At 64.9% G+C, this 17475-nt stretch carries 14 protein-coding genes; 3 read left to right on the forward strand and 11 right to left on the reverse strand.

Annotation, left to right across the window (positions count from 1 at the left end):
* Positions 1-213: 213 nt before the first annotated feature.
* Positions 214-825, reverse strand: coding sequence for a glycosyltransferase family 2 protein (locus GNK13_RS00990; RefSeq protein ID WP_164100569.1), 612 nt, complete (start codon positions 823-825; stop codon positions 214-216).
* Positions 826-1073: 248 nt separating this feature from the next.
* Here GNK13_RS00990 and hisI point away from each other — a divergent pair, with 248 nt between their 5' ends.
* Together hisI and GNK13_RS01000 are read left to right on the forward strand one after the other, a co-directional pair.
* Positions 1074-1469 carry a phosphoribosyl-AMP cyclohydrolase gene (gene hisI, locus GNK13_RS00995; protein ID WP_164100570.1) on the forward strand — a complete coding sequence of 132 codons (396 nt, stop codon included), beginning with the start codon at positions 1074-1076 and terminating at the stop codon, positions 1467-1469.
* A 102-nt stretch (positions 1470-1571) separates the two neighbouring features.
* Positions 1572-2033, forward strand: a complete 462-nt coding sequence (locus tag GNK13_RS01000) for a RidA family protein (protein ID WP_164100571.1) — start codon at positions 1572-1574, stop codon at positions 2031-2033.
* 149 nt (positions 2034-2182) lie between these two features.
* On the opposite strand, the gene GNK13_RS01005 is transcribed toward GNK13_RS01000, so the two are convergent.
* The 6 genes from GNK13_RS01005 to lpdA all read right to left on the reverse strand — a co-directional run bounded on the left by GNK13_RS01005 (position 2183) and on the right by lpdA (position 11799).
* Entirely contained in the window at positions 2183-3460 is a 1278-nt protein-coding gene (locus GNK13_RS01005) for a DEAD/DEAH box helicase (RefSeq protein ID WP_164100572.1), read from the reverse strand.
* An 84-nt stretch (positions 3461-3544) separates the two neighbouring features.
* Positions 3545-6487 carry an MGH1-like glycoside hydrolase domain-containing protein gene (locus GNK13_RS21370; RefSeq protein WP_203328864.1) on the reverse strand — a complete coding sequence of 981 codons (2943 nt, stop codon included), beginning with the start codon at positions 6485-6487 and terminating at the stop codon, positions 3545-3547.
* Entirely contained in the window at positions 6484-6831 is a 348-nt protein-coding gene (locus tag GNK13_RS01015) for a tellurite resistance TerB family protein (protein ID WP_164100573.1), read from the reverse strand. Before GNK13_RS01015 ends, GNK13_RS21370 begins: the two co-directional genes overlap by 4 nt.
* 322 nt (positions 6832-7153) lie before the next feature.
* Positions 7154-7513 carry a hypothetical protein gene (locus tag GNK13_RS01020; protein ID WP_235934702.1) on the reverse strand — a complete coding sequence of 120 codons (360 nt, stop codon included), beginning with the start codon at positions 7511-7513 and terminating at the stop codon, positions 7154-7156.
* A gap of 5 nt (positions 7514-7518) precedes the next feature.
* Positions 7519-10173, reverse strand: coding sequence for a S9 family peptidase (locus GNK13_RS01025; RefSeq protein ID WP_164100574.1), 2655 nt, complete (start codon positions 10171-10173; stop codon positions 7519-7521).
* A 219-nt stretch (positions 10174-10392) separates the two neighbouring features.
* Positions 10393-11799: a dihydrolipoyl dehydrogenase gene (gene lpdA, locus GNK13_RS01030; protein WP_164100575.1), complete on the reverse strand. Its 1407-nt coding sequence runs from the start codon at positions 11797-11799 to the stop codon at positions 10393-10395.
* 367 nt (positions 11800-12166) lie between these two features.
* On the opposite strand from lpdA, the gene GNK13_RS01035 reads away from it, so the two are divergent.
* Positions 12167-13126, forward strand: coding sequence for a lysylphosphatidylglycerol synthase transmembrane domain-containing protein (locus tag GNK13_RS01035; RefSeq protein WP_164100576.1), 960 nt, complete (start codon positions 12167-12169; stop codon positions 13124-13126).
* Positions 13127-13130: 4 nt separating this feature from the next.
* Here GNK13_RS01035 and GNK13_RS01040 read toward each other — a convergent pair whose 3' ends face one another.
* From GNK13_RS01040 to panB, 4 genes are all read right to left on the reverse strand, one after another.
* Positions 13131-14393 (reverse strand): serine hydroxymethyltransferase, encoded by a 1263-nt coding sequence (locus GNK13_RS01040; RefSeq protein ID WP_164100577.1) that lies wholly within the window; start codon positions 14391-14393, stop codon positions 13131-13133.
* Positions 14394-14483: 90 nt separating this feature from the next.
* Positions 14484-15311 carry a histidinol-phosphatase gene (locus tag GNK13_RS01045; protein WP_164100578.1) on the reverse strand — a complete coding sequence of 276 codons (828 nt, stop codon included), beginning with the start codon at positions 15309-15311 and terminating at the stop codon, positions 14484-14486.
* Positions 15312-15555: 244 nt separating this feature from the next.
* Positions 15556-16281 (reverse strand): 6-phosphogluconolactonase, encoded by a 726-nt coding sequence (gene pgl / locus GNK13_RS01050; protein ID WP_164100579.1) that lies wholly within the window; start codon positions 16279-16281, stop codon positions 15556-15558.
* A gap of 108 nt (positions 16282-16389) precedes the next feature.
* Positions 16390-17190, reverse strand: a complete 801-nt coding sequence (gene panB / locus GNK13_RS01055; RefSeq protein WP_164100580.1) for a 3-methyl-2-oxobutanoate hydroxymethyltransferase — start codon at positions 17188-17190, stop codon at positions 16390-16392.
* Positions 17191-17475: the final 285 nt, after the last annotated feature.

Raw genomic sequence — 17475 nt, forward strand, 5'->3', positions numbered from 1 at the left:
GTTCTCGAAAACGCCGTGGGAACCGGACGCTAGCGCGTGGCGGCTGATGAGATGAGAAATTCTCACGCTGAATTGCCATAACGTCAGTCGTGCCCAGCAGTTGGCTACCAAGTCGTTTAACGGCAAGCCGAAGGCGACTGCTTTCTAAAACACAGTCGCCTTCGGCTTGCCGTTAAATGATTTTTCGGCGAGCCGTTGCTTTGCTAGCAAATCCTAGGTGGCCGGAGTCAAGCACTGGGAGGTGGTGAGGTGCTCGGCTTCGAGGCGGAGATGGGAGCCCGAGCGGCTGGCGAGCAGCTGCAGATGGGGCCGCCGCACCATCTGCAGTCCGCGCGTGGAGGAGGCGGCGATCGGTTCGGCGGCTGCGTCCTGCCGGAGCGATTCGGCGGCAGCGGCGCCCCACGCTTTCAGCCGCCGGAGGAGCGGTCCCTGCGACGGTTGGAGCTGACTTTGGGCTCTCGCGGCGACCACCGTTTCGTCCCGCCCGACGTGGTACAGCTGACGGAGGTCGGCAAGCCGCACCGGGCTGTCGTCTTCTTGAATGAAGACCAAGTCGCCGGTGGCCCGTTCCAGCCCGGTCTGGCCGGCCGCTTCCATGCCGAGACGCCGATTGTGCCTTGCGATCCGGACTTGGGGATAGCGCGTGCGAAGTTCGTCGAGCACTTCGGCCGTGGCATCGCGGCTGCCATCGTCGACGAGGATGATCTCCACCGCACCATGCGTCAGCTCGGACAGGGCTTCCAAAACCCGCTCGACTTCGGCTGCGATCCGACTTTGGGCGTTGTGGACTGGAAGCACGACGCTCAATTTGGCGGTGCGGCTCATAGAGTGGTTTCCTGGAACGGGGGACGCAGCGGGGGGAGGTGCTCGCTTTCCGCGATCTCCTTTTCGTTCGGCCCGCCAGCGCCATCGGCTGCAGTGCGGGGCGAGCGGTGACTGCCTATACCCGTCGTATGGTTCGCGCGGCCTTGCCCTATAATCGATCTATCCGGAAGCGACCGATCTGGGGCGACCCCTGACACCTCCCATTCCATTCCATTCCATTCCAGCTCATTCCATTCCAGCCCGTGGCTATGCCTGCTTCGAATTTAGATCCTGCTACCGTCTCGGTTCCCGACTTTTCTCGCGGCGTCGAGGGGCTTTTGCCAGCGGTCGCTCAAGATGCGACCGATGGCACTGTCCTGATGCTGGCGTGGATGAATCGCGAGGCTTGGGAGGCGACGCTCCGCACTGGCCGGGCGACCTATTTCAGCCGCAGCCGGAATGGGTTGTGGCGAAAAGGGGACACCAGCGGCCATGCGCAACAAGTCATCGAGGCCCGGATCGACTGCGATGCCGATGCGATCCTGCTGCGCGTCGAGCAGACCGGTGCGGCTTGCCATGAGAACTACCGCAGTTGCTTCTTTCGAACGATCGACAGCGACGGAACGGTCGTCATCAATCAGCCGCGGCTGAGCGGCTCGGCTTGAGAGCGAGCTCCCCCTTGCAGGGCGGCTCATTTCGACGACAACACCAGGCTCGGAGGCGATTCGCCTGATTTCCCCCTTGCTTCTTCCTACTCGTGGGATGCCATGTCTGCCGAAGCCAAACTTGCCGCTCTCCAGCTCGAGCTGCCGCCAGCCCCGAAGGCGATGGGTGTGTACAAGCCGATCGTGATCATCGGGAACCTCGCCTATCTCTCTGGCCACGGACCGCTGAAGCCCGACAAGACGTTGATCACCGGGCGGCTCGGCGAAGACATGGATGTCGAAGCTGGCTATCAAGCGGCACGCGCCACCGGGTTGGCGCTGCTCGCCACGCTTCGCGAAAATCTCGGCAGCCTCGATCGCGTCGCCCGGCTCGTGAAAGTGCTCGGCCTGGTCCGCTCGACCGACGAGTTCGATGCCCAGCCGGCAGTCATCAACGGCTGCAGCGAGCTGTTCCGCGAAGTCTTCGGCGAGGACGCAGGCGTGGCCGCTCGGAGCGCCATCGGCACCAACGCCCTTCCCGGCGGAATCGCCGTCGAGATCGAAGCCATTTTCGAGCTGCGGTAGCAGGCCCGCGACACTTGCTCACGCGGAAAAGTCGTTTAACGGCAAGCCGCAGGCGACTGTGTTTTGAAAAGCAGTCGCCTGCGGCTTGCCGTTAAACAAATGACTCTGGCGGCAGCACGCGGTGCCGCCGCCGTGGGGTGAAGCTTACTTTAGCGGCGTCGCCGGGTGCTTTTCCGCATCATCGGATTGAGCGTCCGCCGGGTTGGCGTCGCGCTCTCGGAGTCTGCAGACGCCTGCCGCTCGGCCTCGGCTTGCCGCCGGGCCGTCACTTCGGGGAGCGGATCGAAGCCCTCGATCGAATCTTTGATCAGCAGTTTATCGATCCGGGCTTCGATGCCAGTCAAAAAGTCCCCTTCGCCGGGAGCGATGAAGGTGTAGGCCACCCCCTCGCGTCCCATCCGCCCGGTGCGTCCGACGCGGTGGACATAGTCGTCGGAGTCTTGCGGCACGTCGTAGTTGATGATGTGCGAGATCGTGCTCACGTCGATCCCGCGGCCGACGACGTCGGTGGCGACGAGGATCTGCAGCTTGCGGTCGCGGACGCTCTGCATCACGCGGTCGCGATCGCGTTGGTTCATGTCGCCATGGATGCAATCGCAGCGTTTCCAGCGGCTGCTCAGCTTTCGCTGCAGTTTATCGGTGCCCCGCTTGGTGCGGCAGAAGATGATCGCCTGCTCGGGCTGGTCGCGTTCGAGCAGCCGCTCGAGCAGCTCAAACTTGCGATCCGGAGCGACCGTGAAGTAGTGCTGCTCGATCGTGGCGACCGACATTCCGGTGGTCGAACAGTCGATCACTTCGGGCTCGGTCATGTACCGCTCGGCCAGTTTCCGCACCGTCGGCGGAAGCGTGGCGGAGAGCAGCAAGGTCTGGCGATCCGACGGGCATTGGCGGAGGATTTTTTCGATCTGCGGCCGAAACCCGATGTCGAGCATCCGGTCGGCTTCGTCGAGGACCAAGCACCACAGCGAGTCGGTCCGCAGCGTCCGCCGCGAGAGGTGGTCGGCAACGCGGCCGGGCGTCCCGACTGCGATTTGCACTCCCGCCTTCAGCTCGCGGAGTTGGCTGTTCATGTTTTTGCCGCCCGCGAGGACGGTGATCCGCGTCGGCACGCCCCAGGCCAGCCGTTCCAGCTCGCGGCCCACCTGGTCGGCCAGCTCGCGGGTCGGAACCAAGATCAAGGCTTGCGGATCGTGGCATTCCTCGAGCGGATCGAGCTGCTCGAGGATCGGAATCCCGAACGCAGCCGTCTTGCCCGTCCCGGTCCGCGCTTGGCCGATCACGTCGTAGCCTTCGAGCGCAAGGGGGATCAGCCCCGCTTGAATGGGCGTGGCCGTCTCGAAGCCCGCTCGCGCGAGGGCCTTGAGCATGATCGGCGAAAGATCGAGGTCCGCGAACCGCGTCGGTTCTGGTCCGGCGGGTTTGTCCATTAGCCAGTCGTCAATTGAGTGAGTGCGACGAATAGCCTTTGTTTTACGGTAGCCGAGGGTGATTGGCGAGACGGGGCGAGGCAGTTATCCCCGATTCGCACCCGCCACGCGGTCCGACTTTCGCCGCCGCGGCGGAGGTGTCGGCCGAATATGGTCGTGCGAACTCATCACCGCTCCCTGGCTTCGCAGGAGCGTCGCGACCAGCGCCGTCCACCCCGTTTGGTGGCTCGCCCCCAACCCCCGACCGTCGTCGCCGTGGAAGTACTCGTAGAACAAAATTAAATCCTTCCACCGCGGATCGTCGCGATACCGCGGATCGCCGCCATGCGCCGGACGATCTCCCTCGGCGTTCGGCTGGAAGATCGAGATCAGCCGCCGTTCCAGCTCGTGAGCCACCTCCAGCAGCGTCATCATGTTGCCGCTGCCAGTCGGGCATTCGACCTGGAAGCTGTCGCCGTAGAAGCTGTGGTAGCGGCGGAGCGACTGGACGATCAGATAATTCAGCGGGAACCAAACCGGCCCTCGCCAGTTGCTGTTACCGCCGAACATCCCGCTGTCGCTCTCCCCCGGAACGTACCGCACCTCGTGCCGCTGGCCGCCGAGCTCGAACACGAACGGCTCGTGCAAATGGGCCGCCGAAAGGCTGCGGATCCCGTGGGGCGAGAGGAACTCGGCTTCGTCGAGCATCACTGCGAGCAACCGCCGGAAGCGATCCTCCGAGGGAATCGCGAGCAACCGCCGCCGCGGGAACCCCTCGCGGCCTGCGTCCTCGCTCTCCATGTAAGTCATATGTTGGGTGCGATGCCCGCGATTGGCGACGAACCACTCGGTGCGGCGGTTGAAGCCGGGCAATTGCTCGATCACCGCGTCTTCGATGATCACCGACGTGAGCAGCGGAATCAGCCCGACCAGCGAGCGGATCCGCATCGGGATCCCGTGGTCCTCCAAATACAGATGGTCGTAGTAAAAACCATCTTCTTCGTCCCACAATCCGGTCCCGTCGAGCGAATTCATCGCCTCGGCAATCGCGATGTAGTGCTCGAAAAATTTGCTCGCCATGTCGCCGTACGCCGGGTTGCCGTCGGCCAGCTCGAGGGCGATCCGCAGCATCGAGCCGCAGTAAAACGCCATCCACGCCGTGCCGTCCGCCTGCTCCAAATAGCCGCCTGGGAGCGGTTTGCTGCGGTCGAAAATCCCGATGTTGTCGAGCCCCAGGAAGCCGCCGGTGAAGACGTGCCGCCCGCGAGGATCCTTGCGGTTGACCCACCAGGTGAAGTTCAGCAGCAGCTTCTGAAACACCCGGGCCAGGAACAGCGTGTCGCGCTGCTTGGGAGGCCCGGTCATCTTGTAAACCTGCCAGCACGCCCAAGCATGCACCGGCGGATTCACGTCCGAGAGCTTCCACTCGTACGCCGGGATCTGACCGTTGGGGTGCATGTACCATTCGCGAAGGAACAGAATCAGCTGCTCCTTGGCAAAGTGCGTATCGAGGTCGGCCATCGGCACCATGTGAAAAGCGCTGTCCCAGGCCGCGTACCAGGGATACTCCCACTTGTCGGGCATCGCCAGCAAATCGCGGTTGAAGAGGTGCCGCCAGTCGGAGTTGCGGACATGCTTTCGCTCCGGCGGCGGCTCGGGACCCGCCGGATCCCCCTCCAGCCAGGGCTCGATGCTGTAGTAATAAAACTGCTTGCTCCACAGCATCCCGGCATACGCTTGCCGCATCGTCCGCCGCGATTCTTCGTCGAGCGTCTCCGGAATTCGCAGCGCATAAAACTCATCCGCCTCTCGCTGCCGAAGCGTGAAAACTTGTTCGAATTCGGCTCCAAAGAGCGGCCCCAACGAGGACTTCACCGCAGAGGCTTGGGCAGCCGTTGGAGTGGCCGTTTTCACAGCCGTTTTCACAGCCGTTTCCGCTGAGGGCTCGTGGTCCAGTTCGCGTTCGATCGCGGGGACGTGGAGGGCCGGTTCGCCGTTCGGTTCGCCGCTCGGTTTGGGCGCTTCGCTGGGGAGCGACTCCTGGGCCCGCAGCCGCAGCCGAATCTGACGCCGCTCGCCAGCGGGGATCACCAGCAGGCTGTACGCGGCGGCTTTGGTGCCCCGGCGATGCGGATTCACGGCCGCCGTGTTGCCGCGAATCACGTACTGGTGGAAGGCGTCCTTAAAATACTCCGAACCGCTCGGCAGCCCTGGATGGCGGTGCGGGTTGGTGTCATTGTCGGTGAAGATCCACTCGGTGCTGCTGGCACCGCCGGGCGGTTCGGCAAAAACTTCGAAGCCGCCAAGCGTTTGGTGCTCGCCCCGCACCACGTCACCGTCGAGCCACATCCGGGGCCGCTCGTGGCGGCCCTCCTCGGTGCACTCCCAGGTCCAGGTGTTGCGAAACCAGACCTGCGGCAAGACGTGGAGGATCGCGGCCTGCGGTCCCGCGTTGGTGATCGTGTAGCGGAAGAGAATATCGTTTGGCGCCGCCTTGGCGTACTCGATCAGCACGTCGAAGTAGCGATCGCCATCGAAGAGCCCGGTGTCGGTCAGCTCGTACTCCGGGTCGCTCCGGTCTCGCGCCCGATTCATCTCGGTCAGATCTTCATAGGGGAACCGAGCTTGCGGGTATTTGTAGAGCCCGCGGGCGTAGGAGTGGGTGGGAGTGCTATCGAGGTAGTAGTAGCATTCCTTGACGTCCTCGCCGTGGTTTCCCTCGGGACCATTGAGCCCGAACAGCCGCTCCTTGAGGATCGGATCGCGACCGTTCCAGAGGGCCAGCGAGACGCACAGCCGGCACTCGCGGTCGCTCCAGCCGAGCAACCCGTCTTCGCCCCAGCGGTACGCGCGGCTGCGGGCATGGTCGTGCGGAAAATAGTTCCAGCTATCACCGTGGGGAGAATAGTCCTCGCGAACCGTTCCCCACTGCCGCTCCGAGAGGTAGGGGCCCCACCGCTGCCAGTTCTCCTCGCGGTGCTCGCTCAGCGCAAGGCGGTGATCTTCGGTACTCCGGAAAAGGTCTCGATCGCTACAGGGAACAGTCATGGGCAATGGGTCAGCCGGTCGATCAGCTCATTCACACGCGAGGCATCAAAATTCATTTTCGCAGCCGCTACCGAGAACAACCGCTTTTCCGGTTCGCTCAGGCGTCCATCGGCCGCCATCATCCGCATCAAGTCGGCGAGCAGTGCTTCTTGCTCCGCCGGCTCCTGTGGTAACTGGATTGCAGCCTGGTTCGATAACCCGAACGCGATCGCCGTTTGCAATTGGTTCTCGTCGAGCCCCAGCTCGCAGCATCGCTCGGCCAGCAAAGCCAACTCGGGTTCGCCGAGCGAGCCATCGGCGACCGCCATCACGACCAGGTTCTTCAGTTGCTCGATCTGTTGCATCGGTTCGCTCGTCGGCTCGAGAGGTGGAAGCAGGAAGGGCTCCATTGTAGCGCACGAGCGCCACGCCTTCAGCCGACGGCGCTAGCCGCGGGTTCCGTCGCGCGGACCCAGCGGACCTGCGCCCACCATCAACCTCATCAACTCTTGAGCCGACGGCGCTAGCCGCGGGTTCCGACGCGCTGCCGAGCGGATCGAGCTTGTGGTGGAACGCCGCTGCGGCGCAACGTTCTTCCACGGCGCGGACCGGATTGGGCCCGAGGCTAGCGCCTTCGGCTCAAAGGGCCCGCACAGATAACCTAGCTCGCGGAATCGCGCGGCGACTTCAGTGATGGTGAGTGGTTTCGAAACCGTACTTCTTGAGCCACTGTTCCCACTGGTGGGCCGAAGCGTGATCCTTCAGTTGCAGCTCCTGCCACCCTTTGCAGCGGTAGCGGACGTCGATGTGGTTGCCGTGGCTTGACTGCTGGACTTCGCATTTGAGTTGGCTCAGCGTCGCGGCCAGTTTCTTTGCCTGCGCTTCGTTGCTGGTATGCACCGCCCGCCAGTCGGCCAGCCGGTAGCGAACGATCTCTTTCGACGCAGCGGGGGAGGCCACGGCCGGGGTGGCGGCCGAGGCCGACGGCAGCGAGCCCAGCGAAGCGGCGATCGACAGCGGGAGCACGATGGCGATCAGACGGAACATCATGGTCATTCATCCTTGAACGAACTCGGGGAGAAACCCGCAAAGCGCGAGACGGCCGCCGAGGGTATGCCGGAGGCGGAAGTCGAGGAAAGACCAGTCCGGAGCAGCTCCCGCTCGAGGAACTGCGTCATCAGCTCGTACAGGTGGTACAGCTGCTTGGCGTCGGCCACCCCGTGCGTCTCTCCCGGGTAGAGCATCAGGTCGAACTGCTTGCCCGCTCGCTGCAGCGCGGCGACCAGCTGCAAGGTGTTGCCGAGGTGGACGTTGTCGTCGAGCTCGCCATGGATCAGCAGCAACCGGCCGTGCAGATCGGCCGCGCTGGCCGTGACGCTCGCGTCGCGATACCCCGCTTCATTGTTCTGCGGCGTGTCCATGTACCGCTCGGTGTAGAACGCATCGTAGTTCCGCCAATCGGTCACGCTGCCACCGGCAATCCCCGCCGCAAAGGCGTCGCTGTGCGTCAGGGCGTATGCCGTGTAGTACCCACCGTAGCTCCAGCCGCGGATCGCCAATCGCTCGCCATCGACCCACCGCTGCGACTTGAGCCACGCGACTGCGTCGAGCAGATCGGCCAACTCCTGCACGCCCAACCGCCGGTGAATGCTCCACGTGTCGGCGATCCCCCGCCCTCCACTGCTGCGGTTGTCGACGACCAACACCCCGATCCCCCGCGACGCCAAGAATTGGTGGTACAGCCCATTGCGGCCGTTCCAGCGATCGACCGCCGCGGGCGCTTGCGGGCCGCCGTAGGTGTAGACCAGCACCGGATAGCGGCGCTCCGAATCGCCGCCGGGGCTTTCGCGATCCGAGTCCTCGCCCAATGCCGCTTCACCCCCTCCAGCCTCCGCCAGCGGGCTCGGAGGGATCAGGTAAGCGGGCAAGGGAACGCCGTCGCGGGTCGTGATCTCCACCCACTGGGGCTGGGGAAGCTCCAGCGTCTGCCAAGGAGCGGGCGCGTCGGCCTCCGCCTCGTCGGTCGCCTCATCGGTCGCCGCCTTATCGGTCGCCGCGGCAGGCTCGTCGGCGCCGCCCGAAGCCGCCGCACTCGGGCTCGTCTCCTCGGTGGGTGTCTCTTCGGTGGGTGTCTCTTCGGTGGGTGTCTCTTCGGTGGGTGTCTCTTCGGTGGGCGTCTCTTCGGTTGCCGCATGGGGGTCGGTCGGCTGCGGTTCCCGGGTGGCGTTCTGGAGTGGGCGGCGAACGTCGCTGTCGACGCCGACGAGCGTCTTGTCGGGTTCACTCCGCAGCGTGCTGAACGTATCGGTGAACCACGCGCCATCGGGTGAGACGTCGACGGCGTGCCAGCCGGGGGCAGTGGTCAGGGGAGTGACTTCGCCGAGCGGCAGTGCTGGCCCTCGGCGGGAGCCCTGCCCTTCCGCCGCGTCGCGCCAGTGGACGCGGTACAGCTGCTGGCCGCGGACGCCCCGCTGGCGATCGCCGGTGACAAAGGCTTCCTGTTGTTCGGGCACGACCGCGACCAGCTCGCGAATGTCCCAGTCGCCGCTGGTCACCGGCGTCCGGCGGCTGCCGTCGGCGGATACTTTCCAGAGATGGCGACGGCCAGCGGGGAGGTCGCTCAGCCAGAGGAAATCGCCGCCGGGCAACCAGCGCGGTTCGCCGAGGATCTCGATCCACGCCGGACCTTGCTCGCGGAGCAGCACGCGTCGCGAGCCGCTCGCCGGATCGGCCTCGCGAAGCTCCAGCCACGTCTGGATGCGGTTCTGAATCTGGTAAGTCAGGGCATCGCCGTCGGGCCGCCAGGTGACCCGCACCACCAACGTCTCGGCTTCGTCGCCTCGCGGCTGGTGGATCGGCGTCAGCTGCAGCGAGTCGAGGCCGACGACCCACAGCCCGGCGCGGGGAATCGGATCGCCCGCTTTGGGATAGGCCACGACGTGGGTGCTGCCGCGCGGCGTCTCGCTCCCGGTCACGGTGAACGAGAGCACGTCGCTCGTGTCGATTCGCAGCAGCGCGATCCGCCGGCTGTCGGGGCTCCACCAAAAGCCTTTGAAGTTGCCGCGGCCGTAGATCTCTTCTTGGTACGTCCAGTCGAGGCGACCATTGAGCCGGGTTGGCGAACCGTCGTGGGTCAGCCGCAGGCTTTCGCCAGTCTCGACGCGGACGACGTACAGGTCGTTTTCGCGGACGAAGGCCACGGCCGATCCGTCCGGGCTGAGCGTGGGCGTTTGCCAGCTCGCCGCATCGCGCGTGACCAGCCGCGGAGCCTTGCCGCCACCGACGACCGCCAGCCCGCCGCCGACCTCGATCATCACCGGGCGGTCGATGCGGCTGATCTGCTGAGCGGCCGCGCGGACCGCGGCCTCAATCGCGGTCGCCGAGAGGCCACTGATCTTCGCAAGCTCTTCGCGGAGCCGCTCCGGCAGATCCCAGGGCCGCGTCTCACCGCTGCCCGGATCCATCACTCGCCACTGGTCGCGGCCGCGGATCGCCAGCTGGGAATCGGCCGTCCACTGCGTCGCCGGAGGTGGGCTGCTGAAGTAATTGAAGCGGTCGTCGGGATGAAACAGCGTCCGCACCGAGAGCGGCGGGACTTGCTCCGCTGGTGCGCGCTCCGCCGTGGCTGGTGGGGTCTGCGCGGAAGTTTGCCCCTGCAGGCTAGTCGCCCACAAGCAGAGCCCGATCAGCACGAGATGGCGGAGCATCGTGGAGCATCCTCATAAGGAGATTGCCTCCCCCCTAACTCTCACCCTCCCCCCGGGAGGGTCGCGAGGAACGAGCGGGGAGGGGCAATGTGCTGCGGGGTGAAGTTCGCTCAGTTCGCGGGGAAACGCCGGACGGGAGACCCTCCCCGGGCCTAAGAGCCCGACCCTCCCGCAAGCGGGCGGGTGACAGGGAAGGCTGGCGCCGCATCCACTTCCCCTTTACGCGGTGTGGATCGCTCGGTCGTCGACGGCCAGGGCCGCTTCGTGGACCGCTTCGGCGAGCGTCGGGTGGGCGTGGCAGGTGCGGGCGATATCTTCGCTGCTGGCACCGAACTCCATCGCCGCGGCCGCTTCGGCAATCAGGTCGCCGGCCCGCGCCCCGATGATGTGGACCCCGAGCACGCGATCGGTATCCGCGTCGGCCAGGATCTTCACCCGCCCTTCGGGATCGCCGAGCGTGCGAGCGCGGCCGTTGGCACCGAAGGGGCAGACTCCCTTGCGATATTTTACGCCCGCCTCTTTCAACTGGTCCTCGGTCTTGCCGACGCTGGCGATTTCCGGATGGGTGTAGACGATCGCTGGGATGACGTCGTAGTTGCAGTGGCTTTGCATCCCGATCATGCGTTCGACGCAGACCACGCCCTCTTCCATCGCTTTGTGGGCGAGCATCATTCCGCCGATGCAGTCCCCGATGGCGTAGATGTTTTTGACACCCGTCCAGTAGTTCTTGTCGACCGACAGGAAACCGCGGCCGTCGGTCTGCAGCCCGGCCTGTTCGAGTCCCGCTTCGAAGGTCGCCGGGACGCGCCCGGTGGCGACCAGCACGCGGTCGGCTTCGAGCGTCTCGCCGTCTTTGATTTTGACGACGCACCGCTCGCCTTCGACTTTCGCCGAATCGACGAACGTCCCGGTGCGGAACTCGATCCCCTGCTTCTTGAACGTCCGGTGGGCGATCTGGCCGATCTCGGTATCCATCCCCGGCAGGATCCGGTCGAGCGCTTCGAGCGTGATCACTTCGCTGCCGAGCCGGTTCCAGACGCTGCCGAGCTCGAGCCCGATGTAGCCGCCGCCGATCACGATCAGCCGCTCGGGAACTTCGCTGTAGGAGAGCGCTGAGGTGCTGTTGCCGATCCGCCGTCCATCCTCCTCGACTCCGCGAAGCCGGGCCGGACGGCTGCCGAGGGCCAGCAGGATTCGATCGCCCTGGACCAGCATCGGGCCAGTCGACTCGTCGACCGTCGGCTCGACCTCGATCGATTCGGCGTCTCGCATCCGACCGCGGCCACGGTAGAACGAGATCTTGTGTTTTTTGAAGAGCATGTCGATGCCGCCGGTCAGCGTGTCGACGATCGCTTCCTTGCGGGCCAGCATCTGCGACACGTCGAGCGTGACTTCGCCGACCGACAGCCCGTGCTCGCCGAATTTGGTTTTCGCTTCGTGATAGAGGTGGCTCGATTCGAGCAGCGCTTTGCTGGGAATGCAGCCGACCCGGACGCAGGTGCCGCCGAGCCGACTATTCTCGTCGATCACAGCGGTATTGATGCCGAGCTGAGCGGCTCGAATCGCGGCGACATAACCGGCCGGGCCACCACCGAGCACAACGAGATCATGGCGAACAGTCTTCATGCGGAAACCGACCTTCGAGGCGAAAACAGAGGAGCGGAGATAACGGGGGCGGAGAACCAACGATCGCGGGTTTGGTAAAGTTTAGCGCGAGGGGCGCGAGGCGCACACCGGGAGAGCCCCAACGTGCAGGCTAGAGCCCCAGTGCCCCCCGGGAGAGCCCCAGTGCCCCTCTCGCTCGCACTCCACGGTCGCTATAACCGACCGCCTCCCACGCCCATCGCTTCGCGCGCCGCTGGCGTGCCCCGCGGTGCCTCGCGTGCCTCGCGTGCCTCGCCGTGCCTCGCGTGCCTCGCGTGCCTCGCGGGGCGCGCGTTTGGGAGGAGCGCCCTCTTTCCCCAGCCTTTTTTCCGCCGAAAGCAATTCGCGAGTGTTCCAACGCCTCCGCGCCATCGCCGGACCTCTGCTCGGCTTGATCCTGTTTGCCGCGGCGATCGTGCTGCTGGTCCGCGAAGCTCAGGAGATCGAGTGGGAAGATTTCGTGGCCGGGCTGACCGGCGTGCCGCGAATCTATCTGGCCTTCGCCGCGCTGCTGATCGCGCTGAACTACTGCCTGCTGATGACCTACGACTTGCTGGCGCTCCGCTATGTGCGGCGAGCGCTGCCGCTGCGTCGAGTGGCGCTGGTGGGCTTTCTCGGCTATGCCCTCGGAAACAATCTGGGCACCCTGATTGCCGCGACTCCCTTGCGGTTTCGCTTTTATTCTTCCTGGGGGGTGCCGCCGCGGCAGGTGATGGCGATCTGCATCCTGCTCGGGCTGACCTTCTGGAGCGGCGTGAGTTGGCTCGGCGGGATCGTGCTGCTGGCGGTTCCTCTGGAGCTGCCGGCGGGAATCGATCTGCCGGTTTCGACTCGCGTGCTGGGGGGCTGCCTGCTTTCGCTCGGCATTTTCTACGCTGCGGTCTGCATCTTTTGGCAACGTCCGCTGCCGATCCGCACGCTGCACGTGCGGCCGCCGAGGCCGAGTTTGATGGGGCTGCAGACCTCGGTGGCGATGCTCGATTTGACGATCTCGGCGACCGCCCTGTACCTGGTCCTGCCGCCGACGGCGACCGTCCCGTTCGCACTCGTGCTCGCCGCCTACTTGGTCGGCATCGCCGCTTCGCTGCTGACGCAGATTCCCGGCGGGCTGGTCGTCCTCGAGCTGATTCTGCTCAAGCTGCTCGAAGACTCGGTCGGCAAAGCGGTGATCGGCTCGCTGCTGATCTTCCGGCTGATGTACTACGTCGCGCCGTTGCTGATCGCCGTCCCGGTGCTCTTCATCTACGAGCTGCTCCGGGCCCGGGCCGCCCGCCGACAAGCGAAGGAAGTACTGAGTACAAAGTACTGAGTGCTCAGACGCTGGCCACCGTCGGGGCCTGGTTGGCGGGGACCGGGAAGCTTTGGCAGAGTTCGCGGACGCGGCCGTGGATCTCGCCGAGCACGCTCTCGTCATCCGGGTGCGACAGCGCGGTGTGGATCCAGTCGCCGATCTGCCGCATCTCGTCGGTCCCCATGCCGCGCGTCGTGAGGGCGGCGGTGCCGATGCGAATCCCCGAAGGATCCATCGGTTTGCGCGTGTCGAAGGGAATCATGTTCATGTTGACCGTGATCCCGCAGCGACCGAGGGTCGACTCGGCCGTTTTGCCGCCGATCCCGAGCGGGGTCACGTCGATCAGCAGCAGATGGTTGTCGGTGCCGCCGCTGATCAGCCGCAGTCCGCGGGTGCTGAGCGCTTCGGCCAGCGTGCGGGCATTTTCCACGACCGCTCGTCCGTAGGCCTGGAACTTTTCGCTGGCCGCTTCGGCAAAGCAGACCGCCTTGGCGGCGACGATGTGCATCAACGGCCCTCCCTGGGTTCCCGGGAAGACGTTGCGGTTGACCAGTTTCAGGTGCTCGTCGCGGCAGAGGATCAAGCCGCTGCGGGGCCCGCGGAGAGTCTTGTGGGTGGTGGTGGTGACGTAATCGGCATACGGCACCGGGTTGTTGTGCACTTTGGCGGCGACCAGCCCCGCGTAGTGCGCCATGTCGACCATCAACTTCGCCCCGACGTCGGCGGCGATTTCGGCAAACCGGTCGTGCGGGATTTCCCGCGGGTAAGCGCTCGCTCCGGCGACGATCAGCTTCGGTTTGTGCTCGCGAGCCAGCCGCGCGATCTGGTCGAAGTCGAGTCGGTGCGTCTCGGGATCGACGCCGTAGCTGATGAAGTTGTACAGCCGGCCGCTGATGTTCAGCTTCATCCCGTGCGTCAGGTGCCCGCCCTGAGCCAAGTCCAATCCGAGCACCGTGTCGCCGACTTCCAAAGCCGCCAGGTAGACCGCCGTGTTGGCCTGCGAGCCCGAGTGGGGTTGGACGTTGGCCGCGTCGGCACCAAACAGGCTGCAGGCCCGCTCGATCGCCAGTCGCTCGATGACGTCGACGAACTCGCAGCCACCGTAGTAGCGACGGCCGGGATAGCCTTCGGCGTACTTGTTCGTCAGGATGCTGCCCGCCGCTTCCATGATCGCCGGACTGGTGTAGTTTTCACTGGCGATCATTTCCAAGCCTTCCTGCTGACGGACGGCTTCAGAGGCGATCGCTTCCCAGATCTGGGGATCTTGGCTCTGCAGAATACTCATGGCTACCTAGAGCGACGGAGGGTGCGGGCGGTTGAGGGTGAATTGTCGGCTTTTTAAAGCTCTGGGCAAGGGAGGATTGTCCCCGCCGGTTCAGCGCCGCGCCGCGTCGCTGAGGCTGGCCGCGGCCGCTGCGATCGGAACCTGCCGCGGCTGGCGGTCGACAAAGTAGGTGACGTGCTCGAAGCCAGCATCCGCGAGCAGCGCCAGAGCTTCCGGATAACCCTCACCGACGCGGTGCGGGACGTGCGCGTCGGCCCCGATGACGACCGGAATGTTCCGCTCCCGCATCATCCGCAGCATCTCGGGGAAGGGATTCATCTCCGGAATGCGCTTCAGCCGCCCGCTGGTATTCAGCTCCATCGCGGTGCCGCTCGCGGCGATCCGGTCGAGCGCTTCGGCAATCACGTCCAAAACCCGCTCCGGTTCCCAGGCGTCGGCCGTCTCGTTCTTGATCAAGTCGGGATGGGAGATCGCATCGAACAGACCCGTCTCGGCGGCCTCGGCCAACATCCGAAAATAGGTCCGCTGGTGTTCAACCGGATCGGGGCTGCCAAACCGCTCGCGATACTCGGCAATCTGCGGATGCACCGAGCCGATCACGTAGCTCAGCGGCGCCGAAGCGATTTGCTGCTCCAGCCACGGTTCGTACCCCGGAAAAAAATCGGCTTCCAGCCCCAGCCGCACATCGACCTCGTCCCGCCAGTGGTCGGTCGCTTCGGCCACGATCCGCTGGTACTCGTCCCACTCCTCGGGATCCATCCGGACATGGGCCGAAAAGCCGTCGGGCATCGGGTTGTGGCAAGTGATCGTGATCCCCGCGAGCCCGGCTCGCTTGGCTGCCAGACCGTACTCGATCGGCAGGCCTTGGGCGTGTTTGCAGAGAGGCGTATGGCTGTGGGATTCGTACAGCAAAGTCATCAGCTTCCGGGTTTTGGAGGTTCGCGTGAGCTCGGGTCCGTGGCTAATGAATTGACCGGCCGCGGAAAGATTGCTTAACGATAGTCGCCTTTCGCTCCGCGAAAGTAGCGGTCACATAGTCGCCTTTCGCTCCGCGAAAGTAGCGTTTCTGTGAATCCTGAGCCGACGGCGCTAGCCGCCGGTTCCCCAAATCGCCGCGGAAACCGGACGCTAGCGCGTGGCGGCTGACGTTGCCAAACCTAAGCTACTCTGGCACCGCTTCGCGGCCGACGAACCAGCGGAGTTCGCCGTCGCTCGGGGCGACCAGCTGCGACGGGTACTGTTCTGGGTTCCGCTCGCTGCCCCACACCTGAGCGAGTGCCGTGCGTTTGTTCTCGCCGGTGATCAAGAACCACACGTTCGCCGCGGCGTTGATCACCGGGGCGGTCATCGTCAGCCGGTAGGCGTCGAACTTCGGCACCCAGTTCTCCACAAACCAGCGGCCGTCGGCACTCAAGGCGTCGGTTTCGGGGAACAGCGATGCGGTGTGGGCGTCGTCTCCCATCCCGAGCAAGATCAGGTCGAACCGCGGCCACGAACCATCGCCGAACTGCTCCCGCAGCGTCGCCTCGTACTGCCGGGCCGCGGCGGCGGGGTCCTCGATTTGGATCGGCACCGGGAAGACTTGGGAGGCAGGGACGCTGGCCTGGTCGAGCATCGCTTCGCGGACCATCCGGTAATTGCTCTCAGCATCCCCCGGCGGCACGTTTCGCTCATCCCCCCAGTACCACTCGATCCGGTCCCAAGGAAGCTCGCTCGCGCCGAGCCGCTGGTAGAGTTGTTTGGGGGTCGAGCCGCCGGAGAGCGAGATTCGGCACACGCCCTGCGCCTCGACCGTCTTCTCGATCAGCGCCACCAGCTCGCGGTGGATCGCGTCGAGCATCGAGTGCGGAGCGTCGTAAGTGTGCAGCGTGCCGACCGAAGGTTGCATGAATCGTTCCCATCGCGAAGGAGAAATTCGGATCACTTGAAGGAGTGTCGATCACCTGAAAGAGTGTGCGTCACTTGAAGGTGTGTCGATCACTTGCAGGTATGTCGATCACTTGAAAGTGTGTTCGGGGCCCGGATAACGGCGGGAGCGGACGTCTTCGCAGTAATTCTTGGCGGCTTCGGTGATCGTCGCTCCGGTGGCCGCGTAGGGTTTGACGAACCGCGGCAAATAGCCCTCGCTGAGTCCGACCAGGTCGTGGAAGACCAGTACCTGACCGCTGGTGTCCGGTCCGGCGCCGATCCCGATCGTCGGAATCTCGATCGCCCGGGTGATCTCTTCGCCCACCTTCGCCGGGACGCACTCGATGAGCACCGCGAAAGCGCCCGAGGCTTCGGCCACGCGGGCGTCGGTGATCAACTTCTGGGCATCCCGCTGCACGCGGTAGCCGCCATCGACGTGGACGTTTTGGGGACGCAGGCCGACGTGCGCCATCACAGGGATGCCCGCGGCCGCCAGGGCTTCGATCCGCTGGGCCTGCTCCGCTCCCCCTTCGAGTTTCACCGCCGTCGCCCGCGTTTCCTTGAGGACCCGAGCTGCCGCTTCGACGGTTCGTTCGATCGACAACTGGCCTTCGGGGAACGGCAGATCGACCAGGACCATCGCCCGCTCCGCTGCCCGCGCGACCATCTCGGCGTGATAGATCATCTGGTCGAGCGTGACCGGCAACGTCGTCGAATGCCCCTGGACGACCATCGCCAACGAATCGCCCACCAGCAGCACATCGACGCCAGCCGCATCGAGTAGCCGCGCGGTGGGATAGTCGTAGGCGGTCAGCATGCTGATCGGCTGGTTCTCCAGACGCATCGCGGCCAGCGTGCGGGTGGTCACGCGGTTGGGCCTGGCACTCATCGGCGGTTACCTGCTTCACATGGGCGTGCTCATAACTCTGGACTGGCGGACGCGGGGCGGCCATCCACGAGGTCGATTGTGACCGCCCTCCCCAATTTTTGTCACCCGGGGTGAGGCGAGTGCCCTTCACTCCTATCTCCTACTCGTACTCGTACTCAGCGAAGCGGTACTCGTACTCGTACTCGAATCCAGCGCCGGCGATCCGAGTACGAGTACGAGTACGAGTACGAGTACGAGTACGAGTACGAAAGGATTTCCCCTCCCCCCGTCCCCCACCAGCCCTCG

It is taken from the genome of Candidatus Laterigemmans baculatus (genome assembly GCF_010367455.1).
GTDB lineage: Bacteria > Planctomycetota > Planctomycetia > Pirellulales > Pirellulaceae > Laterigemmans > Laterigemmans baculatus.